Consider the following 25,488-nt stretch of genomic DNA (forward strand, 5'->3'; position numbering starts at 1 on the left):
TCGCGCCGCGCGGGCCGTAACGACCATTGCGGCTGACGATTTCAGGGCCTACCTCGCCCGCCTATGGCTACCGAACCTTTGCCCGCCGCCGAAACGCTCCCCGTCACCCTCGCCGATGTCAAGGCAGCGCATGCGCGGATCGCCGCCTCGATCGTGCGCACCCCGACCTTCATCAGCCAGACCCTGTCGAAGCTGACCGGCGCGACGGTCTATCTGAAGTTCGAGAACCTGCAGTTTACCGCAGCCTATAAGGAGCGCGGCGCGCTCAACACGCTGCTCCAGCTTCCCCCGGAGACGAAAGGCGTGATCGCTGCCTCGGCCGGCAACCATGCGCAGGGCCTGGCCTATCACGCCAATCGCCTGGGCATCCCGGCCACGATCGTGATGCCGACGACGACGCCGACGGTGAAGGTGACTCAGACCGAGGGGCATGGCGCGACCGTCGTGCTGTTCGGCACCACCTATGACGCTGCCTATGCCCATGCGCGCGAACTGGAGGCGGAGCGCGGCCTGACCTTCGTCCATCCGTTCGACGATGTCCGCGTGATCGCCGGCCAGGGAACGGTCGCACTCGAGATGCTCGAGGACGCGCCGGCGATCGACACCTTCATCATCCCGATCGGCGGCGGCGGCCTGATCTCCGGCACGGCGACGGTGGCGCGGGCGGCGGACCATCCGGTCGACGTGATCGGCGTGCAGGCCGAGCTGTTCCCGTCGATGTACAACCGGATCAACGGCACCGACCTGCCCTGCGCCGGCGATACTCTGGCCGAGGGCATCGCGGTGAAGGAACCGGGCGGCATCACCGCGCGCATCGTCGAGGCACTGGTCGACGATATCGTGCTGGTGAGCGAGCGCAGCCTGGAGGAGTCGGTCAGCCTGTTGCTGCAGATCGAGAAGACGGTGGTCGAGGGCGCCGGCGCCGCCGGCCTCGCCGCGCTGCTGCAGCATCCCGAGCGCTTCCGCGGCAAGACCGTCGGCGTCATCCTGTGCGGCGGCAATATCGACACGCGGCTGCTCGCCAATGTGCTGCTGCGCGACCTTGCCCGGTCGGGCCGGCTCGCACGGTTGCGTATCCGGTTGCAGGACCAGCCCGGCGCGCTGTTCAACGTCGCGCGCATCTTCGATGCCGAGCGCGTCAACATCATCGAGATCTACCATCAGCGCGTCTTCACGACGCTGCCGGCCAAGGGCCTCATCACCGATATCGAATGCGAGACGCGCGACAAGGCCCATCTCGACCGGTTGATGGCAGCACTGCGCGAGGCCGGGTACGAGGTCAGTCCGGTCGAACTCGCCTGACGAAATGAATCACAGCTGCGGTGAAACGATTCCCGCGACTCTATTCGCGAGTCGCGGGATGCGTTATGATGCCCGTCAAGTCCGCCTCACGGCGTGAATCTGCAAGACTCAGCCTTAGCGCCGCGTTAACTCTCTTTCATGGTAAAGCCGCTTTTCATCACCTCTCAAGCGATTCATAACAGGGGCCAGCCAGGCATCGGGCCGGGGTGGAAAAGGGGTTACAGGCGGTGACCGCGCCATTTCGTTTTCCGCGCTTCTTCGTGACGAGCCCGTCGCCCTGCCCCTATCTTCCGGGACGGCAGGAACGAAAGGTCTTCACTGAACTCAACGGCCCGCATGCGGGCGACCTTAACGACGCGCTTGGCCGGATCGGTTTTCGCCGCAGCCAGTCAGTGGCGTACCGGCCGAGCTGCGCGGGCTGCACCGCGTGCGTCTCGGTCCGCGTGGTCGCGTCGGAATTCGTGCCCAACGCGACGCAGCGCAAGCAGATCCGGCGCAACAGCGACATGGAAGTGACCGCCTGCCGCCCCTGGGCGACCGACGAGCAATATCAGCTGCTGCGCCGCTATCTCGCCTCGCGCCATCCCGGTGGCGGCATGGCGGATATGGACGAAGGCGATTATGCTGACATGGTCGAGCATTCGCCGGTCAACAGCTACATCATCGAATATCGCGAACCGTCGCGGAACGGCATGCGCGGGCGACTGATCGGGGCGTGCCTGACCGACCAGCAGGCGGACGGGCTGTCGATGATCTACAGCTTCTTCGATGCGGATCATCCGCTGCGTGCCGGCTTGGGCAACATGATCATCATGGACCATATCCTGCGGGCGCGCAGCATCGGCCTGCCCTATGTCTATCTCGGTTATTGGGTGAAAGGGTCCGAGCGGATGGCGTACAAGACGCGCTATCGCCCGATCGAAGTGCTCGGCCCGACCGGCTGGACGCTCCTGACCGACGAGGACGCGACCTATGCGCCGCCGGCGCAGAAGAACGTGCTGATGGCGAACGAGCTGGCTTAGAGTAGCTTGCATTACATCAGAGCCACCAACACCCGTTCGTCCTGAGTAGCCATCGAGTAGCCGCGCAGCGGCGTATCGAGAGGGCGTATCGAAGGACGGGTTCCGCGCGACAACCTGTCCTTCGATACGGGCTCTCGATACGTCTTCGGCACCTCGATCCCTACTCAGGACGAACGGATCAGATTTAACGCTCGCCGCTCTAATCCTCGGCGCTGCCCCGGCCGACATGCAGATCCACATCGAGCTCTTCATGACCCTCGCCCAGACGCGATCCCGCGACCGGCGCGGCACCGGCCGAATCGAGCGCCACCGCGACCCGCGCATGGGCCTCGTCCGCCGACATGCCGGTACAGGGATCGAACGCGACCCAGCCCAGCCCGGCGACCCACGCCTCCGCCCAGCCATGCGGCGCGGGCGGCGTGTCGCCGATGAAGCAGACCGAACTATAGCCTGAAACATAACGCGCCGGCACGCCCAGCCCGCGCGCCGCGGCGGCGAACATCTGCGCGAAATCGCGCGGCGTCGCCGTTTCCAGCGCGAACGCCTCGGCCGCGCTACGCCCCGAGACGGGCCGCCCGCGATCGAGCGCGAAACGGTTGTGGAAGGCCAGGTTGAGCGCGTGGAGTCGTTCGATGAGGTCGCCCTTGCCGCCCGCCGCTTCCGCCGCGAAGTCGGTCAGCGCCGGGCTGGGCTCGGTCAGCGGGGTCGCGCGGAGAAACAGCGGCGGGGGCAGCGGTTCATGCGCCCCGTGGACGATGCCGTTCGACCTGTTGGTCAGCACCTCGCCCGACACGGCGATCTCGATATGCTCGATCGGACCCTCGACATAAAGCATCGTCACCCGGTTGCCGAAGCCGTCGCGGCCCGGGCGCATCCGCGCATCACAATCGACGTGCAACTGCCAGCCGGCGACGGTCTGGTCATGCGTGTCCTCCGGGGTGAGGCGGAGCATCTGGGTGAGGCGCCCCTGCGGCACCGAGAAACGATAGATCGTGCGGTGATCCACCGTTATCCGCATCAGCTGAACTTGAACTGCCGGCCGATCGCCTCGTGGAGGAGATCATTCTCGGCGTTGAAGGCCTGGAGATACTGGTGCAGCCCGCTGGCGATGACTTCGCCGGACCGCGTCTTGGCGAGGCGTTGCTGGCGCATGCGGGCCATGCGGTCGGCCTCGCCGTGCAGGCCGGTGCGCTTGGCGAGCAGGTTGAGGATCTCCAGCGTCTCTTCGGCCGAGGCGGCGAGGCTGCGCGGCAGCTCGGCGCGGGAGATCAGCAGGTCGATCACGTTCGCCGGGCGCAGCCCTTCCGAATAGAGCCAGCGATAGGCCGTGACGGCCGAGACGGTCTGCAAGATGGTGGTCCATTGGTCGCGATCGACCACGCCGCCGATCTGCTCGCCCTCCGGCAGCAGTAGATGGTATTTCACGTCGAGCAGGCGCGCGGTGTTGTCGGCGCGCTCGACGGCCTGGCCGAGGCGGATGAACCAGGTGGTCTGGTTGCGCAGCATGCGATGGATCGCGCCTTCGAAACCGCGCGCCTCGGTCTTCACCGCATCGACCAGGCCGAGCGTGGCGGTGGCACCGCCGGGACTGGAGCGGCTGTGGAAGATCAGCCAGGCGCGGTTGATCGCGGTCCAGGCCTCGCGGGTCAGCGCGGTGCGCACGGCGCGGGCATTGTTGCGCGCCATGTCGAGGCAGCGGACGATCGATCCCGGGTGGCTGCCGTCGAGCGTCAGGAAACGGGCGACATGCTGCTGCGACATGGTCTCGCCCGTGGCCTTGAACGTATCGTCGGTCTCGGTGACGGCGAGCGCGCTGGCCCAGGCCGCCTCGCCGGCAGGGCGCGAGGAGAGCACGTCGAGACGGACGGTCGCCTCGACCAGGCGTGCGATGAAGTCCGCCCGCTCGATATAGCGGCCGAGCCAGTAGAGCGAGGAGGCCGTGCGGGAGAGCATCAGGCGCTGACTCCCCCCCACCGTTCGTTTCGAGCGAAGTCGAGAAGCAGCGAGGAAGCGCCAAGATCGGTTTCTCGACTTCGCTCGAAACGAACGGAAGAGGTCCGCATCATGCCACGGTCCCCTGGGCCTGGCTCATGCCGCCCTGAGTCTGGCTCTGCGTATTCCCGCCGTCCATCAGCACGAAGCTGTCCTTGGTGCCGCCGCCCTGCGACGAGTTCACCACCAGCGAGCCTTCCTTGAGCGCCACCCGGGTCAGGCCGCCGGGCACCACCTGGATGCCCTTGGAGCCGGTCAGCACGAACGGACGGAAATCGACATGGCGCGGGGCGAGGCCGGCGTCGCTGAGCGTCGGCACGGTCGACAGCGCCAGGGTGGGCTGCGCGATATAGCGGTGCGGCTCGGCGATCAGCGCGGCTCGGAAGGTTTCGATCTCCGCCCTGGTCGCGGTCGGGCCGACCAGCATGCCGTAGCCGCCCGAGCCGTCGACCAGCTTCACCACCACGTCCTTCAGATTATCGAGGACATATTTCAGCGCCTGGGGCTCGCGGCAGCGCCAGGTCTCGACATTGGGCAGCTTGGGCTCGGCGCCCGAATAGAAGCGCACGATCTCCGGCATGTAGCTGTAGATCGCCTTGTCGTCGGCGATGCCGTTGCCGGGCGCGTTGAGCAGCGCGACATTGCCGGCGGCATAGGCCGCGATCAGGCCGGGCACGCCGAGCATCGAATCCGGGCGGAACACCAGGGGATCGAGATAATCGTCGTCGATCCGCCGGTAGATCACGTCAACCTTCACCCGGCCGGCGATGGTGCGCATCCAGACGATGTCATCGTCGACGACCAGATCGGCTGCCTCGACCAGCTCGATGCCCATCGAATCGGCGAGGAAGCTGTGTTCGTAATAAGCGGAGTTGTAGTGGCCCGGCGTCAGCACGACGCAGACCGGGTTCTGGCCCGATCCGTGCGGCGCGACCGACTTCATCGTCTCGAGCAGGCGATCGGGATAGGAATCCACCGCGGCCACGCGGAAATCGCGGAACAGCTCGGGGCAGAGGCGCAGCATCGCCTCGCGATTTTCGAGCATGTAACTGACGCCCGAGGGCGTACGCGCATTGTCCTCCAGCACGAAGAATTCGTCGGGGCCGGTGCGCACCAGATCGATGCCGCAGATATGCGCCCAGATGCCGTGCGGCGGCCGCATGCCCGCGATCTCCGGCCGGAACTGCGGATTGCCGAAGATCAGGTCCTCGGGAAGCACGCCCGCCTGGAGGATCTTCCGATCGCCATAAATGTCATCGAGGAAGGCGTTGATCGCCTCGACGCGCTGCACCAGTCCTTCGGACAGGCGCGACCATTCGTCGGCGAGGAAGATGCGCGGGACGATGTCGAAAGGGATGATGCGTTCGGACGCGTCGCTATCGCCATAGACCGCGAAGGTGATGCCAAGCTGGCGGAAGGTCTGTTCGGCCGATTGCTGGCGGCGACGGAGTTCCGCGTCGGGTGTTTCGTCGAGCCAGTGTCCGAGCGCGGCGAGTTCGGGTCGCGGCGTGGTCGAGCCGCTCTGCCCCATGATCTCGTCAAACGCGCGTCGTGTCACCATCGAAACGGTAAAGCCCCCATGAACCGCCAAGTTCCATGCTGCGATGTTTTGCTGCGCCGCACAAGGTCCGTTTTCAGGGCCCGTTTTCAGGGCGCGTTTTCAGGGGGCCGTTTTCAGGTGGCGAGTTCCGCCAGCATGCCGGGCGTTAGAACCTGTGGGAGCACCTGCGGTTCGGCAGCGCCGGGGGCGTAATAGAGATAGAGCGGCACGCCCGCCCGATTATGCGCCTGGATGAAGCGGCCCAGCGCGGGATCGCCGTCAGTCCAGTCGCCGACCATCACCGCGACCTTGTGCGCGGCGAAGGCGGACTGCGCCGTGTCGGTCTCGATCGCGACCTTCTCGTTGACCTTGCAGGTCAGGCACCAGTCAGCGGTGAAATAGGCGAAGACCGGCCTGCCCTCGGCACGGAGCGTGGCGAGCCGGGCCTCGCTGAAAGGCTCGGCCGAACCGGTCGCCTGCACCTGGCCGGCCTGGGGGCGGTGCGCCGTGGCGGCGAGCCAGATGCCGCCGGCGACGATCGCCAGCAGCATCACGACCGCGGCGATGCCGAAACCGAGGCCGCGCGCCTGACGCCGGCCGGCCGCCCACAATATGATCGCGGCGCCGAGCGCGACGAGCAGGCCCTGAGTCATGCCGTCGACGCCGGTCTGGCGGCCGAGCACCCAGACCAGCGCGATGGCGGTCAGCCACATCGGGATGGCGAGGATGCGGCGGAAATTCTCCATCCAGGCACCGGGCTTTGGCAGCTTCTTGCGAAGCGCCGGCACGAAGCCGAGCGCGAGGAAGGGCAGTGCGAGGCCGAGGCCGAGGCCGGCGAACACCGCGAGCGCGGCGGGCCAGGGCAGGACCAGCGCCGCCCCCAGTGCGGCGCCCATGAAGGGCCCCGTGCAGGGCGTGGCGATGAAGGCGGCGAGCGCGCCGGTGGCGAAGGCGCCGCTCGCGCCGCCGGCCTGATTGACGAAGCGCGGCGTCGGAATCTCGAACAGGCCGCCGAGATTGAGCGCGAGCGCCACGGTGAGCAGCAGCAGCACGATGATCGCCCGCGGATCCTGCAACTGGAATGCCCAGCCGACCGCGCTGCCGCCCGCGCGGAGCGCGAGGATCGCCCCGCCCAGCGCCACGCAGACCGCGACGACGCCGGCGGTATAGGCCAGCGCCTCGTGCCGCGCCGAGCGCTCGTCGAGATGCCCGCGCGCGAGGCTCAGCGCCTTGAGGCTGAGGATCGGGAAGACACAGGGCATGATGTTGAGGATCAGCCCGCCGAGCATTGCGCCGGCAAAGGCGATCAGGGTCGCCAGCAGCACGCCTTCAGGGACGCTCGCCGAGGAGGATGACGTCGCGACGGTGCCGGGGGCTGCCGTCACCATCAACCCCTGCCCCGGCGCGATGCGCAGCACGCCGACCAGCGGGCCGGTGCCGCCGGTGCCGGCCTTGGTCTCGACCACGACGCGGTCGCCGTCGCGCGTCACCTGCTGCGCAGCCGCGTAATCGACCAGGCCCGTGGTGATGGGGAAGAAATAGGCATCCGCCAGCGGCGCGCTGGCCGGATAGGGCACGGCGATGCGGACCTGCGTTCCCTCTTTCTGGAAGCTTCCCTTTGCGTCGAGCGGTTTGGGGATGGCGCGGCGCCACGCATCGAAGCGCGCGCGGCTTTCGGCGATGACGGTGCCGTCACCCACGGTCAGGTCGACCGACAAATCGGCTTCCTCGGGCACGCAGAGCGTCTTGGTGCAGACGAGATATTGCGCGTGGAGCTTGACCGGGAGGCGCGTTCCGGCCGCGAGGCCGGCGGGCACCTTGAGCGTGACCAAAGGCGCATAAGGCGCCTCGAACACATAGTTCATCAGCCCGGCCATCAGCAGCATGCCCGGTACGGGATAGGCCGGCTCGCCGACGGTGACGTCCTTGGGCAGGGTCCATTTGAGCGTCGCCGGGAAACCCGCATCGCCCGGATTCTGCCAATAGCCATGCCAGCCCGGTTCCGGCCTGGAGTCGAGCGCGAGGGTCACGTCCTGACCGGCGGCGGGCGTCATCGTCTCCGCGACCAGTCGCATCGCGAGGTGCGGCCCCTTGCCCAGCGCACCGGGCGTCTGGGCGGCTGCCGGCACGGCAAGCGCGGCCAGCCCGGCCATAAACGTCACAATCAGGTAACCCAACGCGCGCATCGGCCATCCTTGTCGGCAATCACCCGCTCGCCCATAGCGGTGAGCGCGGTGCATTGCACCTGAGCGCGGAGAATCACTACGTGAAAAGACTGGCATCGTTCGCCGCCCTGGCCGCCATTGCGATGGCAACGCCCCTTTCCGCCCAGGATGCCCCGCCACCCGCTCCGGCCGCCGCGCCGGCGAGGCCTCCCAAGCTGATCGTCACCATCTCGGTCGACCAGTTCTCCGCGGACCTGTTCGCGGAATATCGCAACCGCTTCACCGGCGGCTTCAGGCGGCTGCTCGACGGCGTGGTCTTCCCGTCGGGATATCAGAGCCATGCCGCGACCGAGACCTGCCCGGGCCACTCGACGATCCTGTCGGGCTTCCGCCCCGAGCATACCGGCATCATCGCCAACAACTGGGCCGACCTGAAGACGCCTCGCGCCGACAAGCAGATCTATTGCGCCGAGGACGAGAGCGTGCCCGGCAGCACCTCGTTCAAATATACCGTGTCGGACAAGCATCTGCTGGTGCCGACGCTCGGCGAACGGATGAAGGCGGCGAACCCGGCGGCGCGCGTCGTCTCGGTCGCCGGCAAGGACCGCGCCGCGGTGATGATGGGCGGGCACAAGGTCGACGAGCTGTGGTGGTGGGACGGCAAGGCATTCGTCTCCTATGCCGGCCGCGCCGTGCCGCCGGTGGTGACGCGGACCAACACGACCGTGGCTGCGCTGCTCGCCCAGGCGCAGGGCCCGCTCGACGAACCCGATTTCTGCGCGCCGCATGACCGCGCCATTCCGGTCGGCGGCGGCAAGACGGTCGGCAGCGGCCGCTTCGAACGCGCCGCGGGCGATGTGAACAGATTCCGCGCCTCCCCCGCCTTCGACGCGTCGATCCTCGCGCTCGCCGCGGGCATGCTGCAGGACATGAAGCTCGGCCAGGGTCCCGCGACCGACCTGCTGATCGTGGGTGCCTCGGCGACCGACTATGTCGGCCATGGCTATGGCACCGAGGGCAATGAGATGTGCGTCCAGCTCGCCAATCTCGACCGGTCGCTCGGCTCCTTCTTCGACATACTCGACAGGACCGGGGTCGATTATGCCGTGGTCCTGACTGCCGACCATGGCGGCCACGACCTGCCCGAGCGCAACCGCGAACATGCCGCGCCCGAAGCCGCGCGGATCGACCCCGCCTTCACCCCGGCCGCGATCGGCAAGGAGATCATCGCCAGGCTGAAGCTCAAGGTGACCGGCTCGCTGCTCTACGGCGATGCCGGATCGGGCGATATCTGGATCGACCCGAAGCTGACCAAAGCGCAGCGTGCCGCGGTGCTGAAGGAAGCTTTGCTCCGGATCCGCGCCCATCCGCAGGTCTATGCCGCCTTCAGCCGCGACCAGATCGCCGCGACGCCGACGCCGAGCGGCCCGCCCGAGACCTGGACGTTGCTCCAGCGCGCCCGTGCCTCCTATTATGCGCCGCGATCGGGCGACATCGTGGTGGCGATGAAGCCGCGCGTCACGCCGATCGCCGACCCGACCAAGAGCAGCGTCGCCACTCATGGCAGCTTCTGGGATTATGACCGGCGCGTGCCGATCCTGTTCTGGCGCAAGGGCATAACCGGGTTCGAGCAGCCGCTGTCGGTCGAGACGGTCGACATCATGCCGACGCTTGCCGGCCTGATCGGCCTGCCGGTCTCCGCGCCGCAGCCGGACGGGCGCTGCCTCGATCTCGATGCGGGGCCTGGTTCGACCTGTCCCTGACGGTCGCAGGTCATTGACGGGGGGATGAGGCTGTTCGATGTTGGCGCCGACATGACCGCCTCCTCCGCCGCGCTCGCCCCCGTTCCGGATTTGCTGTCCCCTATCCGGGGGGTCGAGGAATTCTGGGCGCGGCACAGCCTGCGATCGCACGCCGAGCCGTCCCGGGAGGCCCGCTTGCGGCCCCTGCTCGACGTGCTGGGCCTCGGGCTGGAGCAGACGCTGCAATATCTCGGGTCGGAAAGACCGGACTTTGCTGGATTCCAGGCCTGGGTCGAAGCAACCGCCGGCATACCCGATCCACTCAAGGTCGCGCGCTATCATGCGTGGCTGGACGGTGCTCCGCCGCCCGAGGAAATCGCGCAACACCTGCGGGCGATCGACGCCGCGCCGCCGGTTCTCGATGCCCGGGATCTGGCGCAGTGGGACCGGGACGGTTTCGTCATCCTGCGCCAGGCGATCACCAGGGAGCAGGCCAAGGCGGCCGAGGCGCTGCTCTGGCGGCAGGTCAACGCCACGCCCGACGATCGCGACAGCTGGTACAAGCGCCGGCCCAACGGCATCATGGTCCAGCATTTCCAGGATCCGGCGATGGACGCGGCCCGGCAATCGCCGCGCGTGCACAAGGCATTCGCCCAGCTCTGGGGCACGGCCGATCTCTGGGCGCTCACTGACCGGTTGAGCTTCAACCCGCCCGAGCGGCACGACTATAGTTTTCCGGGGCCGCATCTGCATTTCGATGTGAGCCTCGCACTACCCATCCCGTTCGCGACGCAGGGCATCTTGTACCTGACCGATACGACCGCCGAGCAGGGCGCCCTTCAGGTCGTGCCTGGCTTTCATCACGGTATCGAGGCCTGGCTCGACAGTATCGGCGACGGCGATCCGCGCGCCGTCGATCTGAGTGCGGGCGCCGTGCCGATCGCGGCGGGCGCGGGAGACCTGATCATCTGGCGACAGGATCTGCCGCATGGCGCGAGCCCGAACCGCACCGACCGGCCGCGCATGGCGCAATATCTGACCATGTATCCGGCGGACCTGACGGCCAACCCGGTGTGGCGCTGACGACGCCACCGGCGCGTCCGGCCCGGCCGGGTAGCGGAAAATTCCCTGTTCCTCGGATTAACAGGGAAAATAACAGGGAATTTTTTATTTCGCGTCAGCGAGAAGCATCATTGTTTAATATATTCAATGCCTTGCTGGATTCCACTGTCCGATAACAGGGAAAATCCCTGCCCGAACTGGGAAATCGCGGTGTTTGATCAGGATCCGACGGTGATGCGCATGCCGGATCATGCTGCGGCAAATGGAGTCGATTTTGAATCGACCGGCGCTCGACTTCTGACTCGTGCGGCCTTCCATTGGATTCACGCGAAGACGCGAAGGAGGTATTCCAGCGGTTTGCCGCCGGCTCCCGGGCAACATGCAACCTTCGGGGTCCGATTCTCCAAATCCTCTTTGCGTCTTCGCGCCTTCGCGTGGACTCATTGATCGAACTGGAAGGTAAAACTCGAACGCGATCGGCACTATTGTTCTGAATCAGAAGTTCGTTTGATACATTTTTGAATTCCGACATGCTGAACTCGTTTCAGCATCCAACGCTCCATAAGCGGCGGCATTGGTTGTTCCATATTGGATGCTGAAACAAGTTCAGCATGACGGCAGGTTTTGTCATGGAACGAACTTCCTGTTCGCGGCGCTAGTGTGTCGCCGCCTTCGAGAAGACGTTCATCACGACGACGCCGGCGATGATCAGCGCCATGCCGGCGATCGCGGCGAAATCGAGCTTCCGCCCCTGGAAGATCCAGGCGATCGCCGCGATCAGGACGATGCCGACGCCCGACCAGATCGCGTAGGCGATGCCGGTCGGTATGGTCTTCAAGGTCAGCGACAGGAAATAAAAGGCGATCGCATAGCCGATCACGGTGACGAGCGACGGCACCGGCCGGGTGAACCCCTCGGACAGCTTCATGAAGGAAGTGGCGCAGACCTCCGAGGCGATCGCGATGGCGAGGAAGAGATAGGGCATGGACAGGGTGTACAGGGTCGGGCGTCGGGAGGCCATGACAGGCTTGCCATCCGCCCTCCGGTGTCGGGCCGTCGCGACGACGACCGCCCGTCACTTTCCAATATGGAAAATTATCACTTGACGACCTGGAAAGTGACGGGCATCACTTTCCATATTGGAAAGGGAGATTCGTATGTCCACTTCGTCAACCGATGCAGCCGAGGCGCTGGCCGCGATGCGCGCCTCACAGGCTCGCCTGGCCGTTGCGGCCGATTGCCCGCCCGCGCGTCATCTCGCCTTTGGCGCCGTCATGGGGTGCCTGGCTGCCACCCCTGCCCTGCCGACAGTCTACGCGCTGATGGCGGAAGCGGCGCTGCTGGTCTGCATTGCGCTGATCGTGCGCTGGGATCGCCGGCGGACAGGCATGTTCATCAATGGCTACCGGGCGGGAAAGACGCGGCCGATTACCTTCACGATGCTGGGCGTGTTCCTGGTTCTCTATCTCGCGAGCTTCTGGCTGGCCCGTGATCGCGGCATATACTGGGCGCCGATCCCGATCGGGGTGCTGACCGCCGGTCTGGCCTATCATGCCAGCACCCTGTGGCAACGTGCCTTCCGCCGCGAGCTGGGCCTGGCCGCGTGAGCGTGCCTCGGCTGGCCTTCGATCCGGTCATCCACCCGCCGGCGCGGCTGCAGATCATGGCGGTGCTGGCGGCGGTGCAGGATGCCGAGTTCGCGATGCTGCGCGAAACCGCCGATGTCAGCGATTCGGTGCTATCCAAGCACCTCTCCGCCTTGTCCGAGGCCGGCTATGTCCGGCTGCGCAAGGCGGCGATGGACGGGCGGCAGCGGACCTGGGCATCGCTGACCCGGCCCGGACGTACGGCATTTCACGGGCATGTCGCGGCGTTGCAGGCACTGGCGGGCGTGGCAGACGACGAGGATCGGGTAGGCGAAGCGCTGCCCCTGCCGACATAGCGCGTGGGGGCCCCGTTCCGATCTTCGGCGGAAGGGGTCAGGCCAAGGTCTCGGATCGTGCTGCCAGCATGTCGGCGATCAGCGCGGTGTCGGCGAACTCGACGATCGAGGTGACCTTGCCGTCATCGCCCAAAGTCCAGATGTCGCAAAGCTCGGTCTCGACGCACGGGCCACCCGCGCACGATGTCTCCACAGCCCATCGGATCATCACGGCGTCACCATCGATCATCACCTGGAGCCGGTCCATGCGGTGGAACCGGAACAGGTCGATCAGTTCGTCGACGGTTTCCAGGGCATCCGCCGGGCCGACGGGGAAACCCGCAATCAGCCGGCCTTGCCCGACTATCCGAAACGCCGCGCCGGGTGCGAAAAAGGCGCGCAGCGCTTCCTTGTCGCCGGATTGGCGCGCCGCATAAGCGCGATCGACGGTGCCAAGGATTGTTTCGCGATCCAGCATGTGCCTGTCCCCTCGATCCCATTATCGTACCGATGGGCGATCGCGAAAAGGTGGAGTCAGGGCCAGTATGGACCTAATTAGTCCAGGTTGGGCCGCAGCCAGCGCTCCGCCGTCGGCAGATCTATCCCGCGCCGTTCGGCATATTCCTCCAGCTGGTCGCGACCGACGCGGGCCACGCCGAAATATTCGGCCTCGGGATGACCAAAATAGAAGCCCGAGACCGCCGCGGTCGGCAGCATCGCGAAGCTTTCGGTCAGCGAAATGCCGGTCGCGTGATGCGCGTCGAGCAGCTTGAACAGAGTCGGCTTCAGGCTGTGGTCGGGGCAGGCGGGATAGCCCGGTGCCGGGCGAATGCCGCGATACTGCTCCCTGATCAGCGCTTCGTTGGTGAGCTGCTCGTCCGGCGCATAGCCCCACAGCGTGGTGCGGACATGGCGGTGCAGCGCCTCGGCCAATGCCTCGGCGAAGCGGTCGGCCAGCGCCTTCAGCAGAATGTCCGAATAATCGTCGATCGCTGCCTTGAAGCGGGCAAGGTGCGGCTCGATGCCGTGGATGCTGACCGCGAAGCCGCCGATCCAGTCGCCGTCATGGCTGATGAAATCGGCCAGGCACATATTCGCCCTGCCCTCGCGCTTGGCGATCTGCTGGCGCAGGAAGGGCAATGTCACATGGCTCTCGTCATCGAGATGGATGATGACGTCGTCGCCCTCGCGGCGGCACGGCCAAAGCCCCGCGACGCCGCGCGCGACCAGCCATTTCTCGGCGATGATCCTGTCGAGCATCGCATTTGCGTCGGCGAACAGGCTGCGCGCGCTCTCGCCGACGACCTTGTCGTCCAGGATCGCCGGGTAATTGCCGGCCAGTTCCCAGGCGCGGAAGAAGGGCGTCCAGTCGATGATCTCGCGCAGCTCGGCCAGGTCCCAGTCGCGGAAGATATGCACGCCCGGCTGTTTCGGCGTCGGCGGCTTGAGGTTCATGTCCGCCTCGAACGCATTGTCGCGGGCGACCTGCAGCGGGACGAGCTCGCTCTGGCTGCGGCCGGCGCGGGCGACGCGCACTGCCTCATATTCGTCGGCGGTCTTGAGGACGAAGGCGTCCTTCTGCGTGTCGCTGACCAGGGTCGAGGCGACGCCGACCGCGCGGCTGGCATCGAGCACGTGCACGACCGGGCCGTCATAGGCCGGCGCGATGCGCAAAGCGGTATGAACCTTCGAGGTGGTGGCGCCACCGATCAGCAGCGGCATCTTCATGCCGGCGCGCTTCATCTCCTCGGCCACGGTGACCATCTCGTCGAGCGACGGGGTGATCAGGCCGGACAGGCCGATCATGTCGGCGTCATTCTCATTGGCGGCGGCGAGAATGGCGGACCAGGGCACCATGACGCCCATGTCGACCACGTCGAAGCCATTGCACTGAAGCACGACGCCGACGATGTTCTTGCCGATATCATGCACGTCGCCCTTCACGGTCGCCATGATGATCTTGCCCTTGCCGCGCGCGCCGGGCTCCTTCGCCGCCTCGATGAAGGGCAGCAGATGGGCGACCGCCTTCTTCATCACCCGCGCCGATTTCACCACCTGGGGCAGGAACATCTTGCCCGAGCCGAACAGGTCGCCGACGACGTTCATGCCGTCCATCAGCGGGCCTTCGATCACTTCGATCGGCCGGGCATAGAGCAGCCGCGCTTCCTCGGTATCGGCGACGACGTCCGCGTCGATGCCCTTGACCAGCGCATGTTCGAGCCGCTTGGCGACCGGCCATCCGCGCCATTCCGCCATCTGCTTCTCGGCGACTTCGTCCGTGCCCTTGTAGCGTTCGGCCAGGGCGATCAGCCGCTCGGTCGCGCCATCGTCCTTGTTGAGSACGACATCCTCRCAGGCCTSGCGCAGCTCSGGMTCGATCGTGTCGTASACRKCGAGCTGGCCGGCATTGACGATCGCCATGTCGAGCCCGGCGGGAATCGCATAATAGAGGAACACCGAGTGCATCGCGCGGCGCACCGGCTCATTGCCGCGGAACGAGAAGCTGAGATTCGAAAGGCCGCCGGAGATGTGGCAATGCGGCAGCTTCGCCTTGATTTCCCGGCACGCCTCGATGAAGTCGTTGCCGTAATTATTATGCTCCTCGATCCCGGTCGCGACCGCGAAGATGTTGGGATCGAAGATGATGTCCTCGGGCGGGAAGCCGATTCCCATCAGCAGGTTATAGGCGCGCTCGCAGATCTCGACCTTACGCGCCTTCGTATCCGCCTGACCAACCTCGTCAAAGGCCATGACGACGACGGCGGCGCCGTACTGCATCACCTTCTTGGCCTGAGACAGGAACTGAGCCTCGCCCTCTTTCATGCTGATCGAGTTGACGATCGGCTTGCCCGAGACGCATTTCAGCCCGGCCTCGATCACCGACCATTTCGAGCTGTCGATCATGAAGGGGATGCGCGCGATATCGGGCTCGGCGGCGATCAGCTTGAGGAAGGTGGTCATCGCCACTTCGGCATCGAGCAGGCCCTCGTCCATGTTGACGTCGAGCACCTGCGCGCCCGATTCGACCTGCTGCAGCGCGACCTCGACCGCGGCGGGATAGTCGCCCGCCATGATCAGTTTCTTGAAGCGCGCCGATCCGGTGACGTTGGTGCGCTCGCCGATATTGACGAACTGGGCAGTGGAGGGAGTGGTCATTCTCGACTTTCCCCCCTCCCGCTTGCGGGAGGGGTCGGGGGAGGGCTTGTAAGTTACGGTCGGCGCGGAAGAGGACAGGCCCTCCCCCAGCCCCTCCCGCAAGCGGGAGGGGGGTTAAGCTGCCATCGTCATCGGCTCCAGCCCGGCGAGCCGCGTCTTTACCGGCGGCACGACCGGCGTGCGCGGATCGAGTTCGGCCACTGCCTTGGCGATCGCGGCAATATGCGCCGGGGTCGACCCGCAACAGCCGCCCAGGATGTTGACCTGGCCGGCCGCGGCCCATTCGCGCACCAGCCCTGCGGTGGTGACCGGCTGCTCGTCATATTCGCCGAGCTCGTTGGGCAGGCCGGCGTTCGGATAGACCATGATCAGCGTGTCGGCGATGTCGCTCAGGGTGCGCACATGCGGGCGAAGCTGTTCCGCCCCGAATGAACAGTTGAGCCCGATGGTGATCGGTTTGGCATGGCGCACCGCGTGCCAGAATGCCTCGACCGTGTGGCCGGAAAGGTTGCGGCCCGACAGATCGGTCAAGGTCATCGAGAGCATGATCGGCACGTCGCGGCCCAGATCGTCCGCCGCCTCCAGCGCCGCCATGACGCCGGCCTTGGCATTGAGCGTATCGAACACCGTCTCGATCAGGATGAAGTCCACCCCGCCGTCGAGCAGCGCATCGATCTGTTCGCGGTACACCGACTTCAGGTAATCGAAGTCGATCTCGCGGAAACCCGGATCGTTGACGTCCGGCGACAGCGACAAGGTCTTGTTCGTCGGCCCGATCGCGCCGGCGACGAAGCGCGGACGGCCATCCTTCGCTTCATATTCGTCCGCCAGCCGCCGGGCGATCTGCGCCGAGGCGATGTTGATCTCCTTGACCAGGCTCTCCGCGGCATAGTCCGCCTGGCTGATCACGTTGGCGCTGAAGGTGTTGGTCGAGACGATGTCCGATCCCGCATCGAGATATTCGCGGGTGATCGTCTCCGGCACCTCGGGCTTGGTCAGCGCGAGGATGTCGTTATTGCCCTTCTGGTCCTTCGCCAGGCCGAGCGCGCCGGCATAATCCGCCTCGTTCAGCTTCCAGTTCTGGATCTCGGTGCCGAAGGCGCCGTCGGTGATCAGGATGCGCCTGGCGGCTTCGGCCAGCAATCTTTCGCGTGCAGTCGTCATCGTCTCTTCCTTCGTCACCCCGGACTTGTTCCGGGGTCCACCGTCCCGCACACTCACCGATCGCAGATGCTGCGGAACGGCGGATGCCGGAACAAGTCCGGCATGACGGGTAGTTTATGCCGCCTCTACCTTGACCCCATCCGTCGCGCGCAGGCCGAGCATGTGGCAGATCGCGAAGCTCAGCTCGGCGCGGTTGAGCGTGTAGAAATGGAAGCTGCGCACGTCGCCGGCATAAAGGCGACGGCACATTTCCGCCGCGATCGTCGCCGCGACGAGCTGGCGTGCCGCGGGATGATCGTCGAGCCCCTCGAACAGCCGGCCCATCCAGTCGGGAATCTCCGCGCCGCACATCGCCGCGAACTTGCGGGTTTGCGCGACGTTGGAGACGGGCAGGATGCCGGGCACGATCTCCGCCGTGATGCCCGCCGCCGCGACGCGGTCGCGGAAGCGGAAAAAAGCCTCGGGCGAAAAGAAGAACTGGGTGATCGCCCGGTTCGCGCCGGCATCCAGCTTGCGCTTGAGATTGTCGATGTCAGCCTTGGCGTCAGGCGAATCCGGGTGACATTCGGGATAGGCAGCGACCGAGATCTCGAACGGATGGAGCTTCTTCAGGCCGGCGACGAGCGCCGCCGCATTCTCGTACCCGTCGGGATGCGCCACGAACTTCGCGCCGGCGACGGGGGGATCGCCGCGCAGCGCGACGATGTGCCGCACGCCCGCCGCCCAATATTCCTCCGCGACCTGGTCGATCTCGGCCTTGCTCGCCTCGACACAGGTGAGATGCGCGGCGGCGGCCAGCGACGTCTCGCGCTGGATTCGCGCGACCGTGGCGTGGGTGCGCTCGCGGGTCGATCCGCCGGCGCCATAGGTGACCGAGACGAAACGCGGGCCTAGCGGCTCCAGCGTCTTCACGGCCTCCCACAGGCTCTCTTCCATCCTGGGCGTCTTTGGCGGAAAGAATTCGAACGACACCTGCGCGTCGCCCGCCAGATCAGCGAACAGCGGCGAGGCCTGGGCGCGACGCGCTTCGCTTTGCGGATTCCGGGTCGTCATGCTGCCTTAACCTCTCGTACCGGTATTTGTGTTTGCGCGGTCGCCTTGCGCGCCAGCCAGAGCTTCACCGTCAGTTCGCCGCCCTCAAGCGTCTCGGTGCGGGCCGGAACCAGCCCGGCGGCCTCGAACCAGGCGGCGATCTGATCGTCGGAAAAGCCGAGCCGGGTATGCGCGTCGCGCGTGCGGAGTTCCTCGCGGTCGTGCGGCGCGAAATCGGCGATCAGCAACCGTCCGCCGTCGGACAGGACACGCGCCGCCTCGGCGATCGCGGCGCCGGGCTGCTGTGCGAAATGGAGGACGTGGTGGAGAATCGCCGCATCCGCCTCACCGTCGCCGAGCGGCAGCGCGTAGAGATCCGCCTGGCGCAACTCGGTATTGGCAAATCCGCGTTCGGACAGCTTGGCCCGCGCAAGGCGCAGCATTTCCGAACTGCGATCGATGCCGAGCGCCTGCTTCGCCCGCCCGGCAAACAATTCCAGCATCCGGCCGGTGCCAGTGCCGATATCGATGAGCTGGCCGATCGGCGTATCGCCGAGCACGGCGGACATGGCCGCCTCGACCTCGCTCTCGGCGATGTGGAGCGAACGGATCGCATCCCATTGCCCCGCATTGGCCTCGAACCAGCCCGCCGCCGAGGAAGCGCGGTCGGCCCGCACCGCCGCCAGCCGCGCGGCATCCGCCACCGCCCAATGATCGGGCTCAAGCTTGCCCCATTGGTCGAGCGAGGCGAGCACCGGATCGACCTTCGACGCCGAACCGAGCGCCACGAACACCCAGCTGCCTTCCTTGCGGCGTTCCGCAAGGCCGGCGTCGCACAGGATCTTCACATGGCGGCTAACACGCGGCTGGCTTTGACCGAGCACCTGCGCCAGCTCGCCGACCGACAGCTCCATCGACCGCAGCAGCGCAAGGATACGCAGGCGGGTGCCGTCTGCGAGCGCGCGGAATATGTCGAGAGCGAGGGTCATGGTCGAATTAGATATAAAGATATCTTTATATGAGGTCAACGACCCAAGCCAGGGAACTGAAGCCGATTGCGCGCGTCCAGCCCGTTCGATAGCGTCGCCGTGATGCGTCGACGCCGATATGCATCCCACAAGAGGAGCCGACAGATGACGAAAACCCTGATCCTGCCGCTTGCAATGACCGCCGCGCTGGGCCTCGCCGCCTGCAGCCCCAAGGCGCAGAACGAAACCGCCCAGGCCGCCGACACGATCGCCGCCGACGCGAATGCGACGATGAGCGAGGCCGCCGCCGACACGAGCGCGGCGACCGATCGAGCGCTGGGCGCCGCCGAGGCCTCGATCGACAATAGCGGCGCGGCGATCGGCAACGCGACGGATTCGGCGCTCGACAGGACCGGCAATGCGATGAAGGCAGCCGGCAACGTGATCGAGGACTGATCTCCCGGCGGCCGCGGCGACTGTTTCGACATAGTGCCCGGACAAGTTTGATATTGCCTCGCCGGGCCGTCCTCCGACAAGCTCGGCAAGAACGGAGACACGGATGGCCTGGTTCAGGTCCGGCATGCTGGCCGGCGCATTGCTGCTCGCCTCCTGCAGCGGCGGCAACGATACCCCCGGTGCCACGACGCCGGCCGAGGCACGGGCGCTGAACGACGCCGCCGCAATGCTCGACGCCAACAGCGTCGATATGAACGCCGTTTCGGCGAACGAGATCGAAAGGGAATAGCCGCCATGACGACCCTACGCCGCCTGGGCGCGACCGACCTGCACATCGCCCCGCTGGTACTCGGCGGGAACGTCTTCGGCTGGACCGCGGACAAGGCCGCCAGCTTCGCCATCCTCGATGCGTTCGTCGCCGCAGGCGGCACGATGATCGACACCGCGGATGTCTATTCGGCCTGGGCGCCCGGCCATCAGGGCGGCGAATCCGAGAGCGTGATCGGCGAATGGCTGCGCAGCGGCGGCAAGCGCGACAAGGTGCTGATCGCGACCAAGGTCGGCATGCTGCCCGGCGAGGGTGGCGAGAAGCTGGCGCCCGCGCGCATCGCCGCCGCTGCCGAGGCATCGCTCAAACGGCTGGGCGTCGAGCAGATCGATCTCTATTTCGCGCATCAGGACGACGACGCGGTCGCGCAGGAAGATGCGCTCGCTGCCTTCGCCAAGCTGATCGACGCGGGCAAGATTCGCGCGCTGGGCGCGTCCAATTTCCATGCCGGGCGGCTCAAATCGGCGAACGACGCAGCCAAAGCGCACGGCCTGCCGCATTACCAGGTGCTGCAGCCCGAATATAATCTGGTGAGCCGTCACAAGTTCGAGGGCGAATTGCAGGATTATTGCGTCGTCCACGATATCGGCGTGGTGCCCTATTACGGGCTCGCCTCGGGCTTCCTGACGGGCAAGTACCGCTCGGCCGATGACCTGGGCAAGAGCGTGCGCGGGGGTCGGATGACTGACCTGCTCGAAGGCAGGGGCAAGGCCGTGCTGGCCGCGATGGACGCTGTCGCCGCCGAGACCGGCGCGACGCTAGCGCAGATCGCGCTGGCCTGGCTGGCGGCGCAGCCCGGCGTCACCGCGCCGATCGCGAGCGCGACCAGCGTCGCGCAAATGGACGAGCTTGCCGGGTCGATGGACCTGAGCCTGACCGAGGGGCAACTCGATCGGCTGACCAACGCCGGCGCCTGACTTCACATAGCCTAGGGGGAGGACGAGGATATGAAGACTGTGTTCGCAGCCGCACTCGCGAGCCTGTTGCTCGGCGGGGCATCGGCCCTGGCGCAACAGGCCGCCGCTCCAGCCGCACCGCAGCCCTTTGTCGCCGGCTCGCCGCTCGGCGTGACGGCCGAGGGCAAGTTCAATCCCATGTCGTCCAACGTGAAGGTCTATGGCGCGATCGTCAGCGCGGAGAGCTGCAGCTACGACCCGGCGCGCAACCTGATCATGGCCGTCAATCGCGGCGGCACGCAGAAAGAGGCGCCGAACGACGGCTTCGTCTCGCTGATCAACCATGACGGATCGGTCCACACCTCGCGCTGGATCGGCGCGACCCGCAACGGGCTGGTGCTCAACCAGCCATTTGGCAGTGTCGTGCATGACGGCAAGCTCTACCTCGCCGACAGCGACGGCGACACGGCGGACGGGGCGAAGCGCGTCTCCGTCGTCCGCATGTTCGACCTGAAGACCGGCGCGCCGGCGGGGGAGATCGCCAGCCCGGATGTCGCCTGGCTCAACGATATCGCGGTCGCGAAGGACGGCACCATCTACGGGTCGCAGACCGGCAGCGCCGATGCGCAGACGCCGTGGCGGATCTACAGGATCACGCCCGACGGCAAGACCTCCATCTTCATCGAGGGCGCCCCATTGTCGCGCCCGAACGGCGTCGCGATCGACAAGGACGGCAATATCGTCGTGGTGAACATCGGCGACGATTCAGTGCTGACCTTCTCGCCCGCCGCGACGCTGATCAGGACCGAGAAGGCGGCGCAGCCGGGCAATGACGGGCTGGTCATCATGCCCGACGGCACCAAATATGTGAGCAGCGTGGTGAATGGCGGCGTCTCGCGCATCCGCCCGGGCCAGCCGGCGCAACTGATCGCGACGGGCATCCCGAGCGCGGCGTCGATGTGCCTCGATACGGGGGCCAATCAGCTCGTCATTCCGATGAATGCCAATAATTCACTGGCATTCGTCAAGCTGTGACGGCCGGCGGAGCCGGCTCAGCCTTGATGGACTTGCCCGCAAAACAGCCTGATGCCTCTCCCGCAAACCCGTCATGCTAAACTTGCTTCAGCATCCATGCGCGGCCACCTGAACCAAGAGCGTCGCTCACGGAACCGCTGGTCGCGCATGGACCCTGAAACAAGTTCAGGGTGACGGCGGGAAAGGACGCGTCGTTTCCCCTACAAATAGGACGTAACCGCCGGCTTTTCCCACCAGAGATTGTCGCGGCCATTGGCATAGTTGACCGGGGCCTCGGCCAGTTCCTGCGGCGTCGCATCGTCGAGGCAGTTGATGGCGATGCTGACGAAATCGCCGCCAATCGCCTCGACATAGCCGTCGCCGAACGGCGCGCAGCCGCAGGTCCTGCAGAAGCGGTGGTGGCCGGACAGCGTACCGAACTGATAGTCGGACAGCGCGTCCCTGCCCTGCAGCAGGCGGAAGGCATCGGGTTTGATGTTGATGCCCCAGGCGCGGCGCTTGGTGCAGATCGAGCAATTGCAGCGGCCGGTGCCGGCCTCGAGATCGAGATCGGCTTCGAACGCGACCGCGCCGCAGTGGCAGCTGCCATGATAGGTCTTGAGCATGATGGTCTCCCTTGGTTGCGGGAGTCGACATACTGCCACCCTGCTGCCAGCATGGTGGCAGCAGCTTGGCACTAGGACCCCATCATGCGCCGCGCCGACCGCCTGTTCGAGATCGTCCAGATCCTGCGCCGCGAGCGCCGGCCGATCACCGCCGATGCGATCGCGATCGAACTCGAGACGTCGAAACGGTCAGTTTATCGGGATATCGCCGCGCTGATGGCGCAGCGCGTGCCAATCCGGGGCGAGGCCGGGATCGGCTATGTCCTGGAAAGCGGCTTCGACCTGCCGCCACTGATGCTCAATCCGGAAGAAGTCGAGGCGGCGGTGCTCGGCGCGCAATGGGTGGCCGGGCATGGCGATGCGGCGCTGGCCAATGCCGCGCGCAACCTGATCGCCAAGATCGCCGCGGTGGTGCCGGCCGAGATGCGCGCGCTGGTCGACGACCCCGCCGCGCGGACTCCGCCAGCGTGGAAGATGCCCGAGGACGCGGTCGACGCCACGATGCTGCGCCGGGCGATCCGCGCGGGGCGCAAGATCGCCCTCGCCTACCGCGCGCAGGACGGGGCGCCGACCGAGCGCATCGTCTGGCCCGCGCTGATCGGCTATCACGACAGCGCGCGGGCGCTGATCGCGTGGTGCGAACTGCGCGAGGATTTCCGCAGTTTCCGGCTCGACCGAATCGTCGCCGCGGACGTGCTCGACGCACGCTATCCGCTGCGGCCCGGACAGTTGCGCGGTCGCTGGCTCGCGCAGCTTCAGGCGAAAATCATCGTGGAGAGTTCCGCAAGCGGCGCGCGCGACTATCAGTGAATCTACGCACTTGCCCCAGGCTTGCCGCCTGCTAGGGCGATTCTCATGAAAGCCAAGACCCAGCAATCCCTGCGCCGCTATCATCTCTATATCGGGATGTTCCTGGCGCCGGCGATCATCTTCTTCTCGCTCAGCGGCGCGTTGCAGACCTTCCGACTGCAGGAGGAAAAGGGATGGGGCGGCACGCCGCCGACCTGGATCGTCTGGCTGGCCAGCGTCCACAAGGACGACCGCCTGCCTCAGGCGAAAGCGGAGGGTGCCGACGAGCATTCCAAGCCGGCGGCGAAGCCTGCTCCCAAGGCACCGCAAAAACCCAAGCCATCCGCGCTGCCATTCAAGATCTTCGCGGTGCTGATGTCGGTCGGGCTGATCCTGTCGGCAGTGCTGGGCATCGTCATCGCGCTGAACAACCGCGCGACGCGACGGGTGTCGACGATCATGCTGGTAGCGGGCGTGATCGTGCCGATCCTGTTGCTGAAGATTTAGGGCCGCACCCTTCCTCTTCGTCACCCCGGACTTGGTCCGGGGTCCACTGATCCGCGAATCAAAACATCGGCGGATGTGCGGATCAGTGGATGCCGGAACAAGTCCGGCATGACGGCGGTAAAGGACCGCGGCCCGGACTCTCGTCCGGACCGCTCCCGTAAACCCGTCCGCTTTACGCGGCGAACTGGTTCATCGTGTTGTGCGCGCCACCGGCCTTCAGCGCGGCCTCTCCGGCGAAATATTCCTTGTGATCGTCGCCGATGTCGGAGCCCGACATGTTCTGGTGCTTCACGCAGGCAATGCCCTGGCGGATCTCCTGGCGCTGCACGCCGAGGACATAACCGAGCATGCCGGCCTCGCCGAAATATTCCCTGGCGAGATTGTCGGTCGACAGCGCGGCGGTGTGATAGGTCGGCAGGGTGATCAGGTGGTGGAAGATGCCCGCCCGGCGCGCGCTGTCCGCCTGGAAGGTGCGGATGCGCTCATCGGCCTCGTCGCCCAGATCGGTGCCGTCATAATCGACGCTCATCAGGCGTGCCCGGTCATAGGCCGAGACGTCCCTGCCCTCCGCGGCCCAGGCGTCGAACACCTGCTGGCGGAAGTTCAAGGTCCAGTTGAACGAGGGCGAGTTGTTGTAGACCAGCTTCGCGTTCGGGATGACCTCGCGGATGCGGTCGACCATGCCGGCGATCTGCTCGATATGCGGTTTCTCGGTCTCGATCCACAACAGGTCGGCGCCGTTCTGCAGCGAGGTGATGCTGTCGAGCACGCAGCGATCCTCGCCCGAGCCGGCGCGGAACTGGTAGAGGTTCGACGCCAGCCGCTTCGGCCGCATCAGCTTGCCGTCACGATTGATCACGACATCGCCGCTGCGCGCGTTCTCGGGCGTGATCTCCTCGCAATCTAGGAAGGCGTTATACTGGTCGCCGAGATCGCCGGGTTCCTTGCTGAAGGCGATCTGCTTGGTGAGGCCAGCACCGAGCGAATCCGTGCGGGTGACGATGATGCCGTCCTCCACGCCCAGCTCCAGAAAGGCGTAGCGGCAGGCGCGGACCTTGGCGAGGAAGTCCTCGTGCGGCACGGTGACCTTGCCGTCCTGATGGCCGCACTGCTTCTCGTCGGAGACCTGATTCTCGATCTGCAGCGCGCACGCGCCCGCCTCGATCATCTTGCGCGCGAGCAGATAGGTCGCTTCGGCATTGCCGAAACCGGCATCGATATCGGCGATGATCGGCACGACGTGAGTCTGGTGGTTCTCGACCGCAGCGAGCAGCTGCTTTTCCTTGAGCTGGTCGCCGGCCTCGCGCGCGGCATCGATCTCGCGGAACATCATGCCGAGTTCGCGGGCATCGGCCTGACGGAGGAAAGTGTAGAGTTCCTCGATCAGCGCCGGGACCGATGTCTTCTCGTGCATCGACTGATCGGGCAGCGGCCCGAATTCGGAGCGCAGCGCCGCGATCATCCAGCCGGAGAGGTAGAGATAGCGCCGCTCGGTCGAACCGAAATGCTTCTTGATGGCGATCATCTTCTGCTGGCCGATAAAGCCGTGCCAGCACCCCAGCGACTGGGTGTAATTGGCCGGATCCGCGTCATAGGCGGCCATGTCCTTGCGCATGATCGCGGCGGTGTAGCGCGCAATGTCGAGCCCGGTGCGGAAGCGGTTCTGGAGACGCATGCGCGCCACCGACTCGGCATCGATCCCGTCCCAGGTGCCGTTCTTGCCGCCGATGAGCTGGCCGATCTGTGCGATGTCGCTTTGGTAGGTCACGGTACGTCCCTCGGTTGTGATACGAGGACAAGTACACA

General features: G+C 66.0%; 24 protein-coding genes. 12 read left to right on the forward strand and 12 right to left on the reverse strand.

What is annotated here, in order from left to right; all coding sequences use genetic code 11:
* The first annotated feature begins 63 nt into the window (after nucleotides 1-63).
* Both AC1DX5_RS17325 and AC1DX5_RS17330 read left to right on the forward strand, forming a co-directional pair.
* Entirely contained in the window at nucleotides 64-1,302 is a 1,239-nt protein-coding gene (locus AC1DX5_RS17325; protein WP_465169911.1) for a threonine ammonia-lyase, read from the forward strand.
* A 227-nt stretch (nucleotides 1,303-1,529) separates the two neighbouring features.
* Nucleotides 1,530-2,324, forward strand: a complete 795-nt coding sequence (locus tag AC1DX5_RS17330) for an arginyltransferase (RefSeq protein WP_465169912.1) — start codon at nucleotides 1,530-1,532, stop codon at nucleotides 2,322-2,324.
* 199 nt (nucleotides 2,325-2,523) lie between these two features.
* On the opposite strand, the gene AC1DX5_RS17335 is transcribed toward AC1DX5_RS17330, so the two are convergent.
* From AC1DX5_RS17335 to AC1DX5_RS17350, 4 genes are all read right to left on the reverse strand, one after another.
* Nucleotides 2,524-3,342 (reverse strand): transglutaminase family protein, encoded by an 819-nt coding sequence (locus AC1DX5_RS17335; protein WP_478016507.1) that lies wholly within the window; start codon nucleotides 3,340-3,342, stop codon nucleotides 2,524-2,526.
* The gene (locus tag AC1DX5_RS17340; RefSeq protein ID WP_465169914.1) at nucleotides 3,342-4,277 is read right to left on the reverse strand and encodes an alpha-E domain-containing protein; all 936 of its coding nucleotides are present in this window, start codon (nucleotides 4,275-4,277) and stop codon (nucleotides 3,342-3,344) included. The genes AC1DX5_RS17335 and AC1DX5_RS17340 overlap by 1 nt, the downstream gene beginning before the upstream one ends.
* A gap of 109 nt (nucleotides 4,278-4,386) precedes the next feature.
* Nucleotides 4,387-5,877, reverse strand: a complete 1,491-nt coding sequence (locus AC1DX5_RS17345) for a circularly permuted type 2 ATP-grasp protein (protein ID WP_478016508.1) — start codon at nucleotides 5,875-5,877, stop codon at nucleotides 4,387-4,389.
* 113 nt (nucleotides 5,878-5,990) lie between these two features.
* The gene (locus tag AC1DX5_RS17350; RefSeq protein WP_478016509.1) at nucleotides 5,991-8,042 is read right to left on the reverse strand and encodes a protein-disulfide reductase DsbD family protein; all 2,052 of its coding nucleotides are present in this window, start codon (nucleotides 8,040-8,042) and stop codon (nucleotides 5,991-5,993) included.
* 122 nt (nucleotides 8,043-8,164) lie between these two features.
* Between AC1DX5_RS17350 and AC1DX5_RS17355 the strand changes: the two genes are divergently transcribed.
* Nucleotides 8,165-9,784: an alkaline phosphatase family protein gene (locus AC1DX5_RS17355; RefSeq protein ID WP_478016584.1), complete on the forward strand. Its 1,620-nt coding sequence runs from the start codon at nucleotides 8,165-8,167 to the stop codon at nucleotides 9,782-9,784.
* Nucleotides 9,785-9,808: 24 nt separating this feature from the next.
* Nucleotides 9,809-10,846 carry a phytanoyl-CoA dioxygenase family protein gene (locus AC1DX5_RS17360; protein WP_478016510.1) on the forward strand — a complete coding sequence of 346 codons (1,038 nt, stop codon included), beginning with the start codon at nucleotides 9,809-9,811 and terminating at the stop codon, nucleotides 10,844-10,846.
* 634 nt (nucleotides 10,847-11,480) lie between these two features.
* On the opposite strand, the gene AC1DX5_RS17365 is transcribed toward AC1DX5_RS17360, so the two are convergent.
* The gene (locus AC1DX5_RS17365) at nucleotides 11,481-11,810 is read right to left on the reverse strand and encodes a DMT family transporter (protein WP_478016585.1); all 330 of its coding nucleotides are present in this window, start codon (nucleotides 11,808-11,810) and stop codon (nucleotides 11,481-11,483) included.
* 172 nt (nucleotides 11,811-11,982) lie between these two features.
* On the opposite strand from AC1DX5_RS17365, the gene AC1DX5_RS17370 reads away from it, so the two are divergent.
* A complete protein-coding gene (locus tag AC1DX5_RS17370; protein WP_478016511.1) occupies nucleotides 11,983-12,432 on the forward strand; it encodes a hypothetical protein in 450 nt (149 codons plus the stop codon).
* Nucleotides 12,429-12,767, forward strand: a complete 339-nt coding sequence (locus AC1DX5_RS17375; protein WP_478016512.1) for a transcriptional regulator — start codon at nucleotides 12,429-12,431, stop codon at nucleotides 12,765-12,767. The genes AC1DX5_RS17370 and AC1DX5_RS17375 overlap by 4 nt, the downstream gene beginning before the upstream one ends.
* Before the next feature lie 37 nt (nucleotides 12,768-12,804).
* On the opposite strand, the gene AC1DX5_RS17380 is transcribed toward AC1DX5_RS17375, so the two are convergent.
* From AC1DX5_RS17380 to AC1DX5_RS17400, 5 genes are all read right to left on the reverse strand, one after another.
* Nucleotides 12,805-13,224: a nuclear transport factor 2 family protein gene (locus tag AC1DX5_RS17380; protein WP_465169920.1), complete on the reverse strand. Its 420-nt coding sequence runs from the start codon at nucleotides 13,222-13,224 to the stop codon at nucleotides 12,805-12,807.
* Between the two features lie 77 nt (nucleotides 13,225-13,301).
* Complete coding sequence (metH, locus tag AC1DX5_RS17385) at nucleotides 13,302-15,902, reverse strand: methionine synthase (protein WP_478016513.1); 2,601 nt, start codon at nucleotides 15,900-15,902, stop codon at nucleotides 13,302-13,304.
* 114 nt (nucleotides 15,903-16,016) lie between these two features.
* Complete coding sequence (locus AC1DX5_RS17390) at nucleotides 16,017-17,066, reverse strand: homocysteine S-methyltransferase family protein (protein WP_478016514.1); 1,050 nt, start codon at nucleotides 17,064-17,066, stop codon at nucleotides 16,017-16,019.
* A gap of 114 nt (nucleotides 17,067-17,180) precedes the next feature.
* The gene (gene metF / locus AC1DX5_RS17395) at nucleotides 17,181-18,119 is read right to left on the reverse strand and encodes a methylenetetrahydrofolate reductase (protein WP_465169923.1); all 939 of its coding nucleotides are present in this window, start codon (nucleotides 18,117-18,119) and stop codon (nucleotides 17,181-17,183) included.
* Nucleotides 18,116-19,087 (reverse strand): ArsR/SmtB family transcription factor, encoded by a 972-nt coding sequence (locus tag AC1DX5_RS17400; protein WP_465169924.1) that lies wholly within the window; start codon nucleotides 19,085-19,087, stop codon nucleotides 18,116-18,118. The genes metF and AC1DX5_RS17400 overlap by 4 nt, the downstream gene beginning before the upstream one ends.
* A gap of 144 nt (nucleotides 19,088-19,231) precedes the next feature.
* On the opposite strand from AC1DX5_RS17400, the gene AC1DX5_RS17405 reads away from it, so the two are divergent.
* From AC1DX5_RS17405 to AC1DX5_RS17420, 4 genes are all read left to right on the forward strand, one after another.
* Nucleotides 19,232-19,522 (forward strand): hypothetical protein, encoded by a 291-nt coding sequence (locus AC1DX5_RS17405; RefSeq protein WP_465169925.1) that lies wholly within the window; start codon nucleotides 19,232-19,234, stop codon nucleotides 19,520-19,522.
* Between the two features lie 103 nt (nucleotides 19,523-19,625).
* Complete coding sequence (locus AC1DX5_RS17410) at nucleotides 19,626-19,811, forward strand: hypothetical protein (RefSeq protein WP_465174282.1); 186 nt, start codon at nucleotides 19,626-19,628, stop codon at nucleotides 19,809-19,811.
* Nucleotides 19,812-19,816: 5 nt separating this feature from the next.
* Complete coding sequence (locus tag AC1DX5_RS17415; protein WP_465174283.1) at nucleotides 19,817-20,767, forward strand: aldo/keto reductase; 951 nt, start codon at nucleotides 19,817-19,819, stop codon at nucleotides 20,765-20,767.
* A 30-nt stretch (nucleotides 20,768-20,797) separates the two neighbouring features.
* Nucleotides 20,798-21,781 carry an SMP-30/gluconolactonase/LRE family protein gene (locus tag AC1DX5_RS17420; protein ID WP_465174284.1) on the forward strand — a complete coding sequence of 328 codons (984 nt, stop codon included), beginning with the start codon at nucleotides 20,798-20,800 and terminating at the stop codon, nucleotides 21,779-21,781.
* 200 nt (nucleotides 21,782-21,981) lie between these two features.
* On the opposite strand, the gene AC1DX5_RS17425 is transcribed toward AC1DX5_RS17420, so the two are convergent.
* Complete coding sequence (locus AC1DX5_RS17425; protein ID WP_478016515.1) at nucleotides 21,982-22,386, reverse strand: GFA family protein; 405 nt, start codon at nucleotides 22,384-22,386, stop codon at nucleotides 21,982-21,984.
* 84 nt (nucleotides 22,387-22,470) lie between these two features.
* Between AC1DX5_RS17425 and AC1DX5_RS17430 the strand changes: the two genes are divergently transcribed.
* Nucleotides 22,471-23,196, forward strand: coding sequence for a helix-turn-helix transcriptional regulator (locus AC1DX5_RS17430; RefSeq protein ID WP_478016516.1), 726 nt, complete (start codon nucleotides 22,471-22,473; stop codon nucleotides 23,194-23,196).
* Nucleotides 23,197-23,241: 45 nt separating this feature from the next.
* Nucleotides 23,242-23,682, forward strand: coding sequence for a hypothetical protein (locus tag AC1DX5_RS17435; protein WP_478016517.1), 441 nt, complete (start codon nucleotides 23,242-23,244; stop codon nucleotides 23,680-23,682).
* Between the two features lie 172 nt (nucleotides 23,683-23,854).
* Here AC1DX5_RS17435 and AC1DX5_RS17440 read toward each other — a convergent pair whose 3' ends face one another.
* Entirely contained in the window at nucleotides 23,855-25,450 is a 1,596-nt protein-coding gene (locus AC1DX5_RS17440) for an isocitrate lyase (protein ID WP_465174287.1), read from the reverse strand.
* Between the last annotated feature and the right edge of the window lie 38 nt (nucleotides 25,451-25,488).

The sequence above is a fragment of the Sphingomonas sp. P2_B6 genome (assembly GCF_056404755.1).